Genomic DNA, 17,582 nt, shown 5'->3' with positions numbered 1-17,582 from the left:
TCAGTATTTTTGGGGCCTAATAAAAATTAAATGGCTCAAAATACATCACCTTCCAGGTACACCATTACTGCGGCACTCCCCTACACCAACGGCCCCATTCATATTGGGCACTTGGCCGGAGTTTACGTCCCCGCGGACATCTACTCCCGTTATTTAAGGTTAAAAGGAAACGATGTAGCCTTTGTTTGTGGGAGCGACGAGCATGGGGTGGCCATTTCCATGAAGGCCAAAAAAGAAGGTGTAACCCCAAAAGAAATTATTGATAAGTACCATAGCATCATCAAAAAATCGTTTGCTGATTTTGGAATTTCTTTTGACAATTATTCCAGGACCTCGGCGAAGGTCCACCACGAAACTGCTTCGGAATTTTTTAAAAAAATGTATGAGCAGGGAGATTTTATCGAGGAAGAAACGGAGCAATTGTACGATGATGAGGCCAAACAGTTTTTAGCCGACAGGTTCGTAATCGGAACTTGTCCCAAATGCGGGCACGAAGAAGCCTATGGTGACCAATGTGAGAATTGTGGATCCTCATTGAATGCCACCGATCTTATCAATCCAAAATCTACCATAACCGGGACCGTTCCTTCTTTAAAAAAGACGAAGCATTGGTTTTTGCCATTGGACCGCTACGAAGGTTTTTTGAGAAAATGGATCTTGGAAGAGCATAAATCCGACTGGAAACCCAATGTATATGGACAATGCAAGTCTTGGATAGATGAAGGCCTTAAACCCCGCGCCGTTACCCGTGACTTGGACTGGGGTATCCCGGTGCCCGTTGAGGGCGGCGAAGGAAAAGTACTTTATGTATGGTTCGACGCTCCCATCGGCTACATTTCCTCCACCAAGGAGTGGGCCAAACGCGAGGGCAAAGATTGGGAGCCGTATTGGAAGGACGAGGATACCAAATTGGTACACTTTATCGGTAAGGACAACATTGTGTTCCATTGCATCATCTTCCCGAGTATGTTAAAGGCCAATGGTGATTTTATATTACCCGATAATGTACCTGCCAATGAGTTTTTGAACCTTGAGGGGAATAAACTTTCCACCTCCAAAAACTGGGCGGTCTGGTTGCATGAATATTTGGAAGAGTTCCCAGATATGCAGGATGTGCTTCGCTACGCCCTAACGGCCAATGCGCCCGAAACAAAGGACAATGATTTTACATGGAAGGATTTCCAATCGAGGAACAACAACGAACTGGTAGCCATTTTTGGGAATTTTGTGAACCGAGTGGCTGTATTGACACATAAATATTATGGAGGCGAAGTGCCAACTCCATCTGACTTTACTGCCATTGACAAACAAGCTTTGAATGATTTGAAGGAGTATCCAGAAATTCTTTCCAGTTCTTTGGAACGGTACCGTTTCCGTGAAGCGAGTCAACAATTGATGAACTTGGCGCGGTTGGGGAACAAATATTTGGCAGACCAGGAACCATGGAAACTCATTAAAACAGACGAAGAACGTGTAAAAACCATAATGTACGTGGCGCTTCAGATCGCAACGGGATTGGCTATTTTAAGCGAGCCTTTTTTACCGTTTACTTCAGAAAAATTGAAGAAGATATTGAATCTAGGCTCAAGCAATGTCGAGACCGACTGGGCTGGGGTTGCAACTGCCGAAGCTTTACTTCCGGCAGGACACACCATCAACAAAAGTGAATTGCTCTTCAGAAAAATTGAGGATAAAGAGATTCAACAACAATTGGACAAATTGGAAGCCACCAAAAAATCAAATGCCCAAATGGACAAAGAACCAACACCCCAAAAAGACACCATAACATTTGATGATTTCTCCAAATTGGATATGCGTGTCGGGACCATTATTGAAGCCGAAAAAATGCCCAAGGCCAATAAGCTTTTGGTATTGAAAGTGGATACTGGTCTGGATACCCGAACCATTGTATCGGGCATTGCGAATAGCTTTAAACCCGAAGATATTGTGGGCAAAAAAGTAACCGTTGTTGCCAACTTGGCCCCAAGAAAACTTCGCGGTGTAGAAAGTCAGGGTATGATCTTGATGACAGAAGACAAGGATGGCAAACTCGTATTCGTTAACCCGGATGAAGAAAATGTAAGCAACGGGGAGACAATTAATTAAGTCCATTTATCACTGAAAAGTGACATTTTCGTGGTTAACCGACCCAATGAAAGTGAAATGACCTAATTAAAAATTCAACAAAGCTATGCAACTTGTCCCTTACATCATTAGCCACACCAATCTTTCCAAGAGAAGTGTTGAGAATACCGTAACGCTATTGAACCAAGATTGTACCGTTCCCTTTATTTCAAGGTATCGAAAAGAACTTACCGGGAATTTGGACGAGGTTCAGATTGGTTCCATCGTTGAGTTCAAAAACCAGTTCGAAGCGCTGGAAAAGCGAAAAGCTGCGATTATCAAAGCTGTTAAGGAACAGGATGCGCTTACCCCTGAACTAGAAGCCAAATTTTTGAACTGTTCCGACCTAACCAGTTTGGAGGACCTTTACCTGCCATTTAAGAAGAGTAAAAAGACCAAAGCCGAGACTGCGCGTAAAAATGGATTGGAGCCTTTGGCCAAGATCATTATGGCACAACGGAGCGATGAAATTGAATTCATTGCCTCCAAATATCTCAGCAAGAATGTCATCAACGAAGATGAGGCCCTCGAAGGAGCCCGCCATATTATTTCTGAATGGATCAATGAGCGAACCGATATCCGTAACCAATTGCGGGGTCAGTTGGAACGGCACGCCTTGATTACGACTAAGGTTGTCAAAACCAAAAAAGACGATGAAAAGGCCCAAAAATTTCGCGACTATTTTGATTGGAGCGAACCTTTGAACCGATGCCCATCGCACCGTTTTTTGGCCATTATGCGAGCAGAAAAGGAAGGTTTTATCCGAGTCAAGGTTGAAATTGATGGTGAACGTGCGCTACAACATATGGAACGCCGCTTGGTCAAATCCAATAATGCCTGTGCAGAGCAAATAGAACTCGCCATTGCAGACGCCTATAAAAGACTCCTATTTCCATCATTGTCCAAGGAAATTCTGAATATCGCCAAGGAAAAGGCAGATGCCGCTGCCATTCAGGTTTTTTCCAAAAATTTAAAGCAATTGTTGCTAGGCGCTCCTCTTGGCGAAAAACGAATTTTAGCCATTGACCCTGGTTTTAGGACGGGCTGTAAAGTGGTATGTTTGGACGAGCAGGGCGATTTAAAACACAATGAAACGATTTATCCCCATCCACCACAGCGAGATAGTTCGGGGGCCATCAAAAAAATAAGCTCCTTGGTGGATGCCTATAAAATCGAGGCCATTGCCATAGGCAACGGAACTGCATCCCGGGAAACGGAGCAATTGATAAAGCGCGTCCCTTTTAAAAAGGATATCGACGTTTTTGTGGTAAGTGAAGCTGGGGCATCCATTTACTCGGCTTCCAAAATTGCACGGGAAGAATTTCCAAATTACGATGTAACGGTAAGGGGGGCAGTTTCCATTGGTCGTCGTTTGGCAGACCCCTTGGCGGAATTGGTGAAAATTGATGCCAAGTCCATTGGAGTTGGGCAATACCAGCATGATGTGGACCAGACCCAACTAAAAACTTCTTTGGACACAGTGGTGGAAAGCTGTGTGAATTCCGTTGGAGTGAACATTAACACGGCAAGTGTACCACTGTTAAGCTATGTATCGGGCATTGGCCCCAAACTCGCGGAAAACATTGTTGCCCACCGAAACGAAAACGGGGCATTCAAAAGCAGGGAAGAAATTAAAAACGTACCTCGATTAGGGGGTAAAGCATTTGAACAGAGTGCAGGTTTTCTGCGCATCAAAAATGGCGATAATCCTTTGGATGATTCGGCCGTACACCCTGAGAGCTACGGCTTGGTGTCAAAAATGGCCAAGGACCAAGGTGTTTCGCTCACTGAAATTGTTGGGAACAAGGCCGCTTTGAAAGACATCAACCTAAAAACCTATTGTACGGACACCATAGGGATGCCCACTCTGGAGGATATTTTAAAGGAATTGGAAAAACCCGGGTTAGATCTTCGGGAAAAGGCCAAGGTTTTTACCTTTAATCAAAACATCAAAGAAATTACCGATTTGCGACAAGGTCAACTGCTACCCGGTATTGTCAATAACATCACCAATTTTGGGTGCTTTGTGGATATCGGAATCAAGGAGAGTGGACTGGTGCACATTTCCAATCTATCGGATACTTTTGTAAAAGATGTCAACGAACATGTGAGCCTTCATCAACAGGTAGTGGTAAAAGTATTGGACGTAGATGTGCCTCGAAAGCGAATACAGTTGGCTTTGCATAAACAAGGTGCCTAATGCTCAAAATAGCCTATCACCCCATCTACAAACACCCATTGCCCTTGGGACATCGGTTTCCGATGATCAAATACGAGCTGTTGCCACAGCAATTACTTTATGAGGGTACTTGCACCAAGGACAACTTTTTTGAGCCCTCCTTTCCAGAGGACCATCATATTTTGGCAGCCCACGATGAATCTTACTACAGAAATTTAATCAACTTGGAGCTATCCAAAAGAGAAGCCCGAAAAATTGGTTTCCCATTAAGTGATGAGCTGGTCAAACGTGAACGCATTATAGCCGATGGAACCATAAAAGGTTGCCATTATGCCCTTGAAAATGGCATTTCCATGAATATTGCCGGAGGAACGCACCATGCCTATTCGGATAGAGGCGAGGCCTTCTGTATGCTGAACGATCAAGCCATTGGGGCTCGATATCTGTTGAAGCACAAATTGGCCGAAAAGATATTGATCGTGGACTTGGATGTACATCAAGGCAATGGCACAGCCGAAATCTTTAGGACCGACAATGCTGTTTTCACCTTCTCCATGCACGGCAAGGGCAACTACCCTTTTAAAAAGGAAACTTCGGATTTGGATATCCCGTTGGAAAAGGGCACTACGGATGAAGAGTACCTATCCATTTTAAAAAAGACCCTTCCCGAATTATTGGAGGAGGTCCGTCCAGATTTTATTTTCTACCTCTGTGGGGTTGATGTGCTGGAAACCGATAAATTGGGCACTCTGTCCATGACATTGGATGGTTGCAAGGAACGGGACCGTTTTGTACTTGAAACTTGCAATGACGCCAAGATTCCGGTTCAATGTAGCATGGGCGGCGGTTATTCGCCAGAAATCAGAATTATAGTGGAAGCACATGCCAATACTTTTCGTTTGGCACAAGATATTTTAACATAAATACTTGTGCTGTAACTCTAAAACGTTAAATTTTATTTAGATTGATTTAAAATAGTTATTTTAGTCCTCTATTTCGCTTCTACTTATGGGAAAGAAAAAGGACAAAAAGAAACTCAAAAAAGCAAAGCTTAGAGATTTACCACCAACCGGGAAGGTAAAATCAAAATGTTGTAAAAAATATAAGAAAAGTGAAAGCAAGCGCTGTAAAAAATGTCCTTGCTTTGATCTACTTAAAAAAGTGGCATAAACATCACTCGGCCAACTGCCTGTATACTCTCCCCCCTGTCCCACCAAAGGTTGCTTTATTTGTGCTATTTTTAGGGCAAACTAGAAACCATGATCAAAAAAACCTCCCTTTTATTTACCATGCTCCTTGTTTGCAGCATTTCGATGTTGGCACAGGACAAGGACGCTACAATCGAAGCAATCATTCAAGAAGCCAACGAAAATTCCCAACTGGAAACCTTGGGCCATCAGCTAATGGATGGCATAGGACCCAGGTTGGTGGGCACACCACAAATGAAGAATGCCCACGATTGGGCCGTTGCCAAATACAAAAGTTGGGGAATTCCCGCTCGCAACGAACAATGGGGTGAATGGAAAGGCTGGGAACGTGGAATTACCCATATAGACATGGTACATCCCAGAGTACAGAGCTTAAGGGGAACCCAATTGGCTTGGAGCCCTAGCACTCCCAAAAAAGGTGTTACCGCAGAATTGGTGGTTTTACCAACCGTATCGGACTCCTTGGAATTTGTGAACTGGCTACCCAATGTTAAAGGTAAACTCGTAATGATCTCTATGCCGCAACCCACGGGAAGACCCGATTATAATTGGGAGGAGTTTGCTACCGAAAAGTCTTTTGAAAAAATGAAAAAAGAGCGTGATGCGCAAAATGATGCCTGGAGAGAGAACATGCAAAACACTGGACTCAACAGAAGAACATTGCCCGTTGCTCTCGAAGACGCTGGTGCGGTTGGGATTGTTGCTTCCTACTGGTCCAGAGGTTTTGGTGTTAACAAAATATTCGGGGCCTACACCAAAGAAATTCCGACCGTTGATTTGGAATTGGAAGACTATGGAATGCTATATCGATTGGTAGCATCCGGACAAAAACCAGAACTACATATTGTAGCGAAATCCAAAGAATTAGGCAAAGTACCCACATTCAACACCATTGCTGAAATAAAAGGTTCTGAAAAACCAGATGAATATGTGATTCTATCAGCACATTTTGATTCTTGGGATGGCGGAACTGGCGCCACGGATAACGGCACAGGAACTTTGGTAATGATGGAGGCCATGCGTATTTTGAAAAAAGTATATCCCAATCCAAAGCGAACTATTTTAGTTGGCCATTGGGGCAGCGAAGAACAAGGGCTTAACGGTTCTAGGGCTTTTGTGGAAGACCACCCAGAAATCGTAGCAGGAGTACAGGCCCTATTTAATCAGGACAATGGTACGGGTAGAGTGGTTCGAATTTCCGGTGGTGGATTTTTGAATTCCTATGATTATTTGGGCAAATGGCTACACGAAGTACCTAGAGAGATTACCGATGAAATCGAAACGACCTTTCCCGGAACGCCTGCACGCGGTGGGTCGGATTATGCGTCGTTCCAAGCCGCTGGAGCCCCAGCTTTTAGTTTAAGTTCTTTAAGCTGGTCCTACTGGAACTATACCTGGCACACCAATAGGGACACTTACGACAAAATTATTTTTGATGACGTTCGAAACAATGCTATTCTTACTGCAATTCTCGCCTATATGGCAAGCGAGTATCCAGAAAAGACATCGAGGGAAAAAGCAGTGCTGCCCATAAGCAATAGAACGGGAGAACAATTGGAATGGCCCACCCCACGTTCACCTGAAAGAGATGGTGGTCAGAACTAAATCTGAGCTATAAGGGAATACTAAAAAAGCGCTCGATTAAATCGAGCGCTTTTTGGATTAACTAACTAAAATACACATTAAAATATTCGAGGGGAAGCTACTTGAACTAAAGTCCCAATTGCTTCTTTAGAAAAATCTTTGTTGTTTTTAAAGGTAAAATATATACTTGCCTGTTCGTAGTAATAATCGCTATGGGCACAATGGTTTCCGCAAGTTTTGGCATGCTCTGAATAGGCAGCCCTTTTAGCTATCATATAACTATAGTAAGCAAGATCATCCTTGGTTTTTAGATCGTTTTCATAGCGATTTTGATCTTGCCAAAAATCCTTTTCATCTTCTAAACTGGAAAAGGTAGTAGATTGTTCTTGATGGGCATCTTTCCAAGCCTGCTTTTCATAAAAAGGAACGTTCTTTTCTTGCCCAAAAGCAATGGCCGCCAATCCTAAAGTAAACCATACTATCGTGATGTGAACTTTTAATCTCATTTGTTTGAGTTTTACTAAATACCTTGTTCATTTACAAAAGTTCTGGCGTTCGACTATGTAACAACTTAAAAAGGATTTACCCTAACACAAAAACCAAAAAAAGGGACGGTTGCCCCTTTTCAGTCGTTGTAATTTCCATATACTTACTTTCCGAGCATCAGTAATTCGTTGCACTTGATTTCCGTAATATATCTTTTCTCGCCTTCGTTGGTCTCGTAGGTGCGGTTCATAAGCTTGCCCTCGATCATGACCTCTTTGCCCTTGGACAAAAAGTCTTCGGAGATTTCCGCCAACTTTCCCCACGCCACAATATTGTGCCATTGCGTATCCGTAACCTTTTCACCTTTGGCATTCTTATAGGTTTCGTTAGTAGCGAGAGAAAACTTGGCCAATTTGGTTCCATTTTCCATAAGGATGATTTCTGGGTCATTACCCAAATTACCAATCAATTGAACTTTGTTCTTAAGTGAATTCATAATAGTAAGATTTAAGTTTAAAATTCTGCAATCAAACTCTCATAGTCCGACAGGGCAAACTTATAATCACCCTAAAAAGATATTCGGTTTGCAATCATTTGTTTTCGTTTGTAAACGTATGTAATCAATTGTATTTAATTAAAAGTGACTTATGAGGTAATACTGTGTCCAATTGAGCAACCGAAAACCCTCTGCCCAATGCACATTAGAACCATCCATAAGTACAAAGTCATCAAAAGGTTCAGCTTCTGTAAAAAAATGTACGATATATGCGAAACCATATATATTCAGGAAAAAGATTTCACCCATGGAAATCCTCAAAAAGTATTTGGTCAGGAGAAGGAACATTTGACCGACATATCTTCTGAAGTCTACGAATCGCTTTGCAATGGTTTCATTATTAGAGACGATATCGACCCCATAAACCAAAACAAATCCCAATAAGCGTTAAATTACGTTAAACAATTGGTTTTCTGCAACATACACTTATCTTTTTATATGTGCAATGTAAAAGATATCTATTAAAATGATTATTGAAAGGGCATTAATTCTACTGATTCACCCTGTTTAGGTTACTCAAAAACCTATTGCATTAAGAATTACATCGTTACAATCAATCCTCACGGGTATAGACTTGTACATTTATACTAAACAAATCAAAAATCTATTATATGGAAGCTATTAAAGCAAAAAATAAAACATTTAAAAAATTAGGATTCACTTACTTGGAAACAGCTGAAATCGTGGTCAGTTTGAACACGTTATTGGCCAACTATCAGGTATTTTATAATAAACTGAGAAATTTTCACTGGAATATTGAAGGACCAGACTTTTTTGAGCTCCACGAGGAGTTTGAAAATGAATACAACACGGTAAAAGAAAATATTGATATCGTAGCAGAACGTATCCGGGTGTTTGGTGTGAAAACCAATTTCACCATGAAGAAAACATTGGAGCTCTCCAAAATCGAAGAAAAAGATAAAAATCTTTCTCCATTGGAAATGGTAAGAGAAGTACTGCATGATTACGAAGTATTGCACGATAGCATGTTAGATGCCGTTAATGCTTCGCTCGAAACTGGAGACGTTGTCACAGAAAACATGTTGACTGAATTTATGACCGAGTTGGAGAAAAGACACTGGATGTTCACTTCTTTCCTAAAGTAGGAAACATAAATTTCTCTCACACAACTGATTTATTAACCGCAAAAAACAAGACTATGAAAAAGCTATTCACTATACTATCATTCGCAACTTTAACAGCCTTTGCAGGATATGGGCAAAGCCAAAACTCTGGGATCATGAAGGCCACCACACAGCTCAATACCTTTACCGTATCCGAAAACGGTGTTGAAAAAGAGTACAGCGTAAAAGTGATGGAACGCAGAAAATATGGCATGAAATTGAACAACAAGGATAAGGGAATGGTCAATCAAGACAGAAAACTTTCCTCGCCTTTTGTGACGAAATTGGTAGCCATTGACAGTGATTCCGATGCAAACTATGATGACTACATGGTACTTAAATACAAGGGCACCGAAAACAACGACTTTGAGGTTGTACAGACCGATGACGGTTTTGACATCAATGTTGATGATAAATCCATGCACTACAACGTGCTGGAAAACAACTATCTCGTGAACAAGAAGAACAAAAACTTCTTTATTATCGAGGAATTTGAATCGAAATAGTTGATATAATTTCGTTTTTTGATTGATGTAAAGCCAGGGGAAAACCCTGGCTTTTTCTTTGTTTTAATCAATCGATTAAAACTTATATTTGAACCATAAATTCAACCTATGGATTCTTGGTTACGTCCCATACAATTGGAAGGCGAATTGGTAAAGCTCGTCCCCTTGCAGAAATCACAAAAAGTGGATCTGGTATTTGCCGCATCGGACGGAAAACTTTGGGAACTATGGTACACTTCGGTACCCTCGCCAAAAACCATAGATTCCTATTTGGACATTGCCCTATCCCAGCAGGCATCCGGACATGCATTGCCTTTTGCCATCATCAACAAAAAAACCAACACTATTGTGGGGAGCACCCGCTTTTTAAATGTGGATGCAACAAACAAACGGGTGGAGATCGGTGCGACATGGTACGCGAAAAAAGTGCAGCGAACAGGAATAAATACGGAGTGCAAGTACCTTTTGCTAAAATATGCTTTTGAAAACCTCGACTGCATAGCCGTGGAGTTCTGCACCCATTTTCACAACCATCCGTCCAGAAATGCCATTCTCCGTTTAGGGGCCAAACAAGATGGCATTTTGAGAAACCATCGTGTTGATGACTCTGGAAATCTACGGGATACCGTGGTATACTCCATTTTAAACAGTGAATGGAAAACGGTAAAAACAGCGTTGGAGTTTAAGCTGGGCAAAAACCAAGTGAGCTAGCCTTTGCCCAACTTCAGCAAATGGGCGAAATTATAACTGGCCAATTCCAGGTTTTCTACCGTTTTGGTCTTGGCATCGTCCAGGTTTCCTATTTGATTCAAGATGGAAACGGCATAACCCAATCCCATTTCTTGCATTTCTTCTATGGATACATCAATGGAACCACAAAATGCCGCAATGGGAACCTGATGCTTTTTCGCAGCCTGCACCACTCCATTTATGGTTTTTCCGGAAAAGGTTTGGCCATCCAACTGTCCCTCGCCCGTAATCACCCAATCGGCACCTTCCAAAACTTGATCAAAATTGGCAAGCTCCATCACCAAATCCACACCAGAGGCCAATTCTGCATTTAAAAAAACCACAGCACCCCCACCTACACCACCAGCAGCTCCGGCTCCAGAAATGTTTTGGACATCAACATCAAAAGTGGATTTTAGTACCGCCGCAAAGCTTTCCAAACCTTTGTCCAAAAGCGCTATTTCTTTTGCTGATGCCCCTTTTTGTGCCCCATAAATTTTGGCCGCACCATTTTCACCATAAAAGGGATTGTTCACATCGCAAGCTACTTGGATTTTAGCATCATATACCTTAGGGTTTACTTGGTCTCTTTGAATTTTCTTTACCTCGCCCAAGTTCTTCCCTATCGGTTCCAATTCGTTTCCATCCACGTCCAAGAACGCATAGCCCAGGGCCTTGGCCATCCCCATGCCCCCATCGTTGGTTGCACTGCCTCCAATCCCCAGAACAATATTCTTCGCCCCTTTTTCAAGGGCGTCCAAAATCATTTCACCCGTTCCCAAGGTGGTGGTATCCATACAATTCATTTCAGACTTTTGCAGCAACTTATAGCCCGAAGCTTCGGACATTTCTAGAAAAGCAGTTTGCTTATCCTCCGAAAGCAGATATTGCGTACTGATTTCACGAAAAAGCGGGTCTTTCACATGAACAGAAACTTTTGAGGCATTGAGATAATCAGCGACCACATCAATGGTACCATCGCCACCATCGGCCAAAGGCCTATGTATAATGTCCGAGTTCGGAAAAACTTTTCCGATACCTCGGGCAACGGTTTCACAAAATTCACGTCCTGTAAGGGAGCCTTTATATTTATCGGGTGCCAAAATAAATTTCATACCTACAATGTACTCAAGTTAATCCATTTAACCAGAGAATTTAATTAACACAAGGGTTACATACAAAGCGGCACAGGTTTTGAACATAAGGCTTAAGTATATACCTTTAATAAAATTACATCATGAGAAAAGCAATCATTTTTATAGTAACGGTTTTATTCAGCACCACAATTTTTGCCCAAACCAAAAACTTTCTGGACACCCCATACCTGGAAACACAGGCCAGAGTGGATACCATGGTAACCCCTGATAAAATATATCTCAACATCATTATCCAAGAAAAGGATACCAAAGGCCGGGTTTCCGTGGAAGAACAGGAAAACCAAATGGCAGAACGGTTTAAAGCCATGGGAATAGATGTAGACGAGCAACTCGTGATCAAGGATGCCAGCAGCAACTTCAAAAAATACTTTTTACGCCAAAAAGAAGTGCTCAAAAGCAAACAATACTCTCTTTTGGTGTATTCAGGAAAGGAATTGGGGGAAGTGATGATGGCACTCGAACAATTGGACATTGCCAACACCAGTATTGAAAAAACAGAATATTCCAAAATAGATGAACTGGAACTGGAGCTTAAGACCAGGGCCGTAAAAAAAGCCATGCAAAAAGCTGAGGCCCTGACCAAACCACTAGGTCAAAAAGTGGGCATGGCCATCCATATCGCAGATAATTCACAATACTATCCCAGATACAACCAAGCTCCCATGATGGAAATGAAAGCCGTTTCCGCAGATATGGGTCAGGCACAACCTTTGGACATCGACTTTGAAAAAATAAAGGTGGAGACCAACGTCAACGTAAAATTCGCTTTGTCCAATTAGGCAATCAATTATCAAACAAAACCAATTATGAAATCAATTGCACTTATTTTAATGTTCAGCGCGGGTCTTGTTTCTGGGCAAGAAACCATGCAACTCACAGAAGGACAACCATCCCCCAAGGCAAGTTTGGAGGATGTTTCTTGGATAGAAGGCCATTGGAAGGGAAAAGCTTTTGGCGGTATTGCCGAAGAAATTTGGAGTGCCCCCTTGGGCAATTCCATGATGTTCGTTTTCCGATTGGTGAACGATGACAAAGTCTCCTTTTACGAATCGGGACACATCCAACAATTGGACGATTCCATTATACTGCAGCTCAAACATTTTGACGGAAATATGAGGGGTTGGGAAGAAAAGGAGAAAACCATCGATTTTAAACTGGTAAAAGTGGAGCCGAACAAGGTGTATTTTGAAGGGCTTACTATGGAAAAAATAAGCGACGACCAAATGAATGTCTGGGTCCTTGTGGAAGAAGAAGGTGACTCAGAGGAAATCCTTTTTGCCTACAAAAGAGCAAAGTAATTTAGTTTCATTGGAAGAAGTTGAATTAGTATCTTTAACAGACTAACTAATTCCAACACTCTCGTGAAACTAAGACTTCTACTTTTATGTGCCATGTTATTGGCATTGCATCCCATGGATGCCCAACGCAGAAACAAAAAATCAGACCAACCTTCCATTGTAGTCAACGACTCCCTTTTTCCAGGATTAAAATGGCGAAATATCGGCCCGTTCCGTGGCGGGCGAAGCGTCACATCGACCGGGGTTGTAGGACAGCCCCATACCTATTACATGGGATCTACTGGTGGTGGTATATGGAAAACTACCGATGACGGTATCACTTGGAAAAACGTTTCCGATGGATTCCTAAAAACAGGCACCGTAGGCGACATTGCCGTCTCCGAAACCAATCCCAACATCGTTGTCGCTGGAATGGGGGAACATGCAGCTCGTGGCGTAATGACCTCAATGGGCGATGGCGTTTACAAATCAACCGACGCAGGAAAGACCTGGAAACACATTGGGCTGGATCATACCCGTCATATTTCCGATGTGATCATTCACCCCACCAATCCCGACATTATTTTTGTTGCGGCCCAAGGTGCACAGTATGGGCCATCCAAAGACCGCGGTATTTATCGTTCTACCAATGGAGGGGAAACTTGGGAAAAAGTACTTTACGTAAACGACATCACTGGAGCTTCGTCCCTAAGTATGGACATGAACAATCCCCTGATTTTGTACGCTGCTCTGTGGCAACACGAAAGAACCCCATGGACGATTACTTCTGGAGGAACCTCCTCTGGATTTTATAAATCCACCGACGGAGGGACTACCTGGAACAAAATGGAAAAAGGTTTACCCAAAGAATTTGGAAAATCCGGCATCTCCGTTTCCAGGGCAAATTCGGATGTGGTCTATGCCGTACTTGAAGCCGAAGGTGAACAAGGTGGCGTATACAAAAGTGTGGACGCAGGAAAAACGTGGAAACAGACCAATAAAAACCGAATCAATATTGCGCGATCTTGGTACTACATGGAAATATTCGCCGACACCCAAGACGAAAACATCGTATATGTACTGAACGCTCCCGTGACCAAATCCATTGATGGTGGCAAAACCTTTACCCCCGTTTCAACCCCACATGGCGACAATCATGACCTTTGGATACATCCGGAGAACAATCAGATTATGGTCAACTCCAATGATGGAGGCGCCAATGTGTCCAATAACGGTGGTATGAGCTGGAGCTCACAACAATACCAGCCCACCGCACAGTTTTACCGCGTAATCACGGATAATTTAGTGCCGTACCATGTATATGGAGGACAACAGGACAATTCTTCCGTAGCCATTGCAAGTAGAACGAGAGATCGTGGTATAGATTGGAAAGACTGGTACGCCGTTGCGGGTTGCGAGAGTGCGTATTTGGCCTTTGACCCTGATAATCCGGAGTTTGTTTACGGTGGATGCTATCAGGGAATCATTGAAAAATGGGTCAAAGCTTCCCGCGAGGCAAAACCCATAAAGGAATATCCAGAATTGGGCCTTGGAAACATTCCGAAGGATTTTAAATTCCGTTACAATTGGAATGCTCCCATCATTAGTTCACCCCATGACCGTAACACTATTTATCATGCAGGTAACGTAGTTTTTAGAACTACTGACGGAGGATATAGCTGGGATGTGGTAAGCCCAGACCTTACAAGAAACGAAATTGAAAAGCAGGGTCCTGGAAGTGGACCATATACCAACGAAGCCGCAGGTGGTGAAAACTATAACACCATCATGTACTTGGTGGAATCGCCACATGAGCAAGGGTTACTTTATGCAGGTTCCGATGATGGACTGGTTCATATTACCAAAAATGGTGGTGAAACTTGGGAGAACATCACCCCCCCGAACATTAAAGAAGGCATCATCAACAGTATTGAGGTATCTCCACACGACCCTGCTACGGCCTATATTACCTTAATGCGATACAAGTTCATGGATTTGGACACCTACATCTTCAAAACAAAGGATTATGGCCAAACTTGGACAAAGATCACCAATGGAATAGATGGGGAGCACACCTTTGCACGCGTTGTCCGTGAAGACAAAAAGCAAAAGGGATTGTTATACGCCGGAACAGAGACGGGACTATATGTTTACATGGATGACGGGCAAAATTGGCAACCGTTGCAATTGAATTTGCCTGTTGTTCCGATCAATGACCTTATCATTCAAGATAACGATTTGGTTGCTGCTACAGCAGGAAGGGCTTTTTGGATATTGGACGATCTAGGTGCCATTCAAAATAGTTTGACCCCTGCCACTTCACTTCAAATTGTAACACCTAAACCATCATACCGAATTTTTAACGGTAGCACTGACGAATATGTGCCAGGATTGGGCCAGAACCCTAAATCTGGAGTAACATTCGATTACTACCTGCCCAAAAAATTGGATTCCACCGAGCTAAAATTGGAAGTACTCTCGGGCGGAAAGGTCATCAGAACCTATACCAACCAAGCTCCCAAAGATTTCAAGAGTTGGCCTGGTGGACCCTCAAAACCAAAGGTGTTGCCCGCAGCTAAAGGGTACAACCGATTTACTTGGGATTTTTACCGTGAACCCTCACCTTCTATAGAAAATGTTTTTGGCTATGATGGCTATGGAAGTTCACGAGTGGCACCAGGCACCTACACACTTCGCCTATCCATGGAAAATGAAACAGTAGAAACCAAAGCGGTTGTAATGGCAGATCCATTGATCGATGCCACTGCTGCCGATTATGCAGAACAACAGTCCTACTTGACACGAATTGACGAAACTTTGGTGAATATGCACAAGGCGGTCAACCAAATGCGCATGGCAAAAAGCCAGCTCAAAAAATATAAGGAACTGCTCAAGGACAATGAAAATGCCAAAGAATTGCTGGAGAAAGGCGATGCGCTTTTGGAGCGCATCAATACTTGGGAAGAGAATTTGATTCAGCCCAAACAAAAAACTTTCCAAGATGTAGTCAACTTCAGCAGCAAGCTAAATGCCGATTTTATGCATTTGAGAGGTTTTATAGACGTGGCCGAGCCCAAAGTAACCGAAGGGGCAAAAGAACTCTTCAGGGACAATATGTCTGAATGGAAAACTTTTGAAAATGAGAAAAATGCCATTGTAGGAAACGGCATGAAAGAGTACAACAACATGTTCAAAGCATTGGACATACCCGCTATTATTTTAACAGGAGAGTAATGGCATCTACCTTTTGGACGAATCAGGAGTTCACAAAACAGGATTATACACAGCAAAAATTGCCCAAGGGCGATTACGAAAATTGCCGTTTTGTGGACTGCCTGTTCTCCAAGGGGTACTTGGACAACCAAAATTTTGTGGATTGCACCTTTGAGGGCTGTGATCTCACCAATGCCAATATTGCCCATACCACTTTTAACGATGCTACTTTTGAAAATTGCAAAATGGTAGGGGTCCAGTTTGAAACCTGCAACCCACTTTTGTTGTCCTTACAATTTATAGGGTGCAATCTTTCTATCGCATCTTTTAACGGTTTAAACCTATCGGGTACCGTATTCCAAGGTTGTAAATTTCATCAAACCGATTTTTCGGAGAGTATTTTAAAACAAGGCAAGTTTCCAAACTGTGATTTTGAAAATGCCTTATTTGATGGTACCGGACTAGAGCAAGCTGATTTTACTTCTGCGATAAATTTTAATATCGACCCATCCATCAATCACTTAAAGAAAACCCGTTTCAGCAAAGAAGGATTAATCGGTTTATTAAAAAAGTATGATATTGTGGTTACCTAATCTTATCCTATGCCCGAAAGAAAATGTTTGGTATGCGGTGAAAAGCTACTGGGCCGTATAGACCAAAAATACTGTTCCGACCATTGTAGGAATGCCTATAACAATCTGCTCAACAGAGATAGCAAAAATCTAGTGCGGAACATCAACAATAAGCTTCGCAAGAATTATAGGATTTTGGACAGCTTTCCCCTTAGGGACGGTAAAACAAAGACCACAAAAATGCGCTTGCTGGACAAAGGTTTTGATTTTGAGTACATCACCAACCTGTACACCACAAAAAAGGGCAGCACGTATTTTTTCGTATACGATCTAGGGTATTTACCGCTCGACAACGATTATTTTATGATTGTAAAAAGGGAATAAACTACTTCCAACTATGTGAAGTGAGTTTTAAAGCTGCAACAACAATATCCTTTCGGCTGATCTGGCCTACCAGAATATCATTTTTCATTACAGGCAGCCTACGCCTATTGTGCCTATCAAAAACACCGGCAGCATCAAAAATGGACATGTCGTGCGGAATGGTCTCCACATTTTTGGTCATAAATCGCTCCACGTTCTTATCCAGAATAGGTTGGTTGAAATATCGGCTTTCGGAAATCTGCTTCATACAATCCGCCTCAGAAATGATTCCGACCAAAAAACCATTTTTATCAAGAACCGGCCCACCAGAGATATGGTGTTTGGCAAAAGTCTCCATTACTTCCAGAATGGATTGGTCTGGAGAAAAGGTGATCAATTTCTTGGTCATATAATCCTCCACCAATATTGGGGCATTGTATTTCTTCTTGTTCTCTTCCTTAGACCTTACGCCTTGAAAACTCTTGATTGCCATACGGTTAGATT

Annotated in this window: 17 protein-coding genes; 13 read left to right on the top strand and 4 right to left on the bottom strand. The window is 42.4% G+C overall.

The genetic code is table 11. The annotated features are described in order from the left end of the window. The first annotated feature begins 30 nt into the window (after window positions 1-30). From metG to J0654_RS11960, 4 genes are all read left to right on the top strand, one after another. Complete coding sequence (gene metG / locus J0654_RS11975; protein WP_207029259.1) at window positions 31-2,106, top strand: methionine--tRNA ligase; 2,076 nt, start codon at window positions 31-33, stop codon at window positions 2,104-2,106. An 85-nt stretch (window positions 2,107-2,191) separates the two neighbouring features. Continuing rightward, complete coding sequence (locus J0654_RS11970) at window positions 2,192-4,324, top strand: Tex family protein (protein ID WP_207029257.1); 2,133 nt, start codon at window positions 2,192-2,194, stop codon at window positions 4,322-4,324. Then, complete coding sequence (locus J0654_RS11965) at window positions 4,324-5,226, top strand: histone deacetylase family protein (RefSeq protein ID WP_207029255.1); 903 nt, start codon at window positions 4,324-4,326, stop codon at window positions 5,224-5,226. The genes J0654_RS11970 and J0654_RS11965 overlap by 1 nt, the downstream gene beginning before the upstream one ends. 336 nt (window positions 5,227-5,562) lie before the next feature. Further along, window positions 5,563-7,116, top strand: coding sequence for a M20/M25/M40 family metallo-hydrolase (locus tag J0654_RS11960; protein ID WP_207029253.1), 1,554 nt, complete (start codon window positions 5,563-5,565; stop codon window positions 7,114-7,116). Between the two features lie 77 nt (window positions 7,117-7,193). Here the strand turns inward: J0654_RS11960 and J0654_RS11955 are convergent, their stop codons facing one another. Together J0654_RS11955 and J0654_RS11950 are read right to left on the bottom strand one after the other, a co-directional pair. After that, window positions 7,194-7,601 (bottom strand): hypothetical protein, encoded by a 408-nt coding sequence (locus tag J0654_RS11955; protein WP_207029250.1) that lies wholly within the window; start codon window positions 7,599-7,601, stop codon window positions 7,194-7,196. A 143-nt stretch (window positions 7,602-7,744) separates the two neighbouring features. After that, a complete protein-coding gene (locus J0654_RS11950; protein ID WP_207029248.1) occupies window positions 7,745-8,077 on the bottom strand; it encodes a single-stranded DNA-binding protein in 333 nt (110 codons plus the stop codon). A gap of 198 nt (window positions 8,078-8,275) precedes the next feature. Here J0654_RS11950 and J0654_RS11945 point away from each other — a divergent pair, with 198 nt between their 5' ends. The 4 genes from J0654_RS11945 to J0654_RS11930 all read left to right on the top strand — a co-directional run bounded on the left by J0654_RS11945 (window position 8,276) and on the right by J0654_RS11930 (window position 10,478). After that, complete coding sequence (locus J0654_RS11945; RefSeq protein ID WP_207029246.1) at window positions 8,276-8,521, top strand: hypothetical protein; 246 nt, start codon at window positions 8,276-8,278, stop codon at window positions 8,519-8,521. Window positions 8,522-8,748: 227 nt separating this feature from the next. Further along, window positions 8,749-9,243: a Dps family protein gene (locus J0654_RS11940; protein WP_207029244.1), complete on the top strand. Its 495-nt coding sequence runs from the start codon at window positions 8,749-8,751 to the stop codon at window positions 9,241-9,243. A gap of 53 nt (window positions 9,244-9,296) precedes the next feature. Beyond that, a complete protein-coding gene (locus J0654_RS11935) occupies window positions 9,297-9,767 on the top strand; it encodes a hypothetical protein (RefSeq protein WP_207029242.1) in 471 nt (156 codons plus the stop codon). Window positions 9,768-9,875: 108 nt separating this feature from the next. Then, entirely contained in the window at window positions 9,876-10,478 is a 603-nt protein-coding gene (locus tag J0654_RS11930) for a GNAT family N-acetyltransferase (RefSeq protein WP_207029240.1), read from the top strand. Here the strand turns inward: J0654_RS11930 and J0654_RS11925 are convergent. Further along, entirely contained in the window at window positions 10,475-11,611 is a 1,137-nt protein-coding gene (locus J0654_RS11925; RefSeq protein ID WP_207029238.1) for a glycerate kinase, read from the bottom strand. The genes J0654_RS11930 and J0654_RS11925 overlap by 4 nt on opposite strands. Window positions 11,612-11,733: 122 nt before the next feature. Here J0654_RS11925 and J0654_RS11920 point away from each other — a divergent pair, with 122 nt between their 5' ends. From J0654_RS11920 to J0654_RS11900, 5 genes are all read left to right on the top strand, one after another. Beyond that, complete coding sequence (locus J0654_RS11920) at window positions 11,734-12,432, top strand: SIMPL domain-containing protein (RefSeq protein ID WP_207029236.1); 699 nt, start codon at window positions 11,734-11,736, stop codon at window positions 12,430-12,432. Between the two features lie 27 nt (window positions 12,433-12,459). Continuing rightward, entirely contained in the window at window positions 12,460-12,951 is a 492-nt protein-coding gene (locus tag J0654_RS11915) for a DUF6265 family protein (protein ID WP_207029235.1), read from the top strand. A 63-nt stretch (window positions 12,952-13,014) separates the two neighbouring features. After that, window positions 13,015-16,164: a VPS10 domain-containing protein gene (locus tag J0654_RS11910; protein WP_313783781.1), complete on the top strand. Its 3,150-nt coding sequence runs from the start codon at window positions 13,015-13,017 to the stop codon at window positions 16,162-16,164. Beyond that, window positions 16,164-16,736 carry a pentapeptide repeat-containing protein gene (locus tag J0654_RS11905; RefSeq protein WP_207029233.1) on the top strand — a complete coding sequence of 191 codons (573 nt, stop codon included), beginning with the start codon at window positions 16,164-16,166 and terminating at the stop codon, window positions 16,734-16,736. Before J0654_RS11910 ends, J0654_RS11905 begins: the two co-directional genes overlap by 1 nt. 9 nt (window positions 16,737-16,745) lie before the next feature. After that, window positions 16,746-17,099 carry a hypothetical protein gene (locus J0654_RS11900; RefSeq protein WP_207029231.1) on the top strand — a complete coding sequence of 118 codons (354 nt, stop codon included), beginning with the start codon at window positions 16,746-16,748 and terminating at the stop codon, window positions 17,097-17,099. Window position 17,100: 1 nt separating this feature from the next. Here the strand turns inward: J0654_RS11900 and J0654_RS11895 are convergent, their stop codons facing one another. Beyond that, window positions 17,101-17,571 carry a CBS domain-containing protein gene (locus J0654_RS11895; RefSeq protein ID WP_207029229.1) on the bottom strand — a complete coding sequence of 157 codons (471 nt, stop codon included), beginning with the start codon at window positions 17,569-17,571 and terminating at the stop codon, window positions 17,101-17,103. Window positions 17,572-17,582: the final 11 nt, after the last annotated feature.

It is taken from the genome of Flagellimonas profundi (assembly GCF_017313275.1).
Classification (GTDB): Bacteria; Bacteroidota; Bacteroidia; order Flavobacteriales; family Flavobacteriaceae; genus Flagellimonas; species Flagellimonas profundi.
This window is presented reverse-complemented; position numbering and strand designations above follow the sequence as displayed.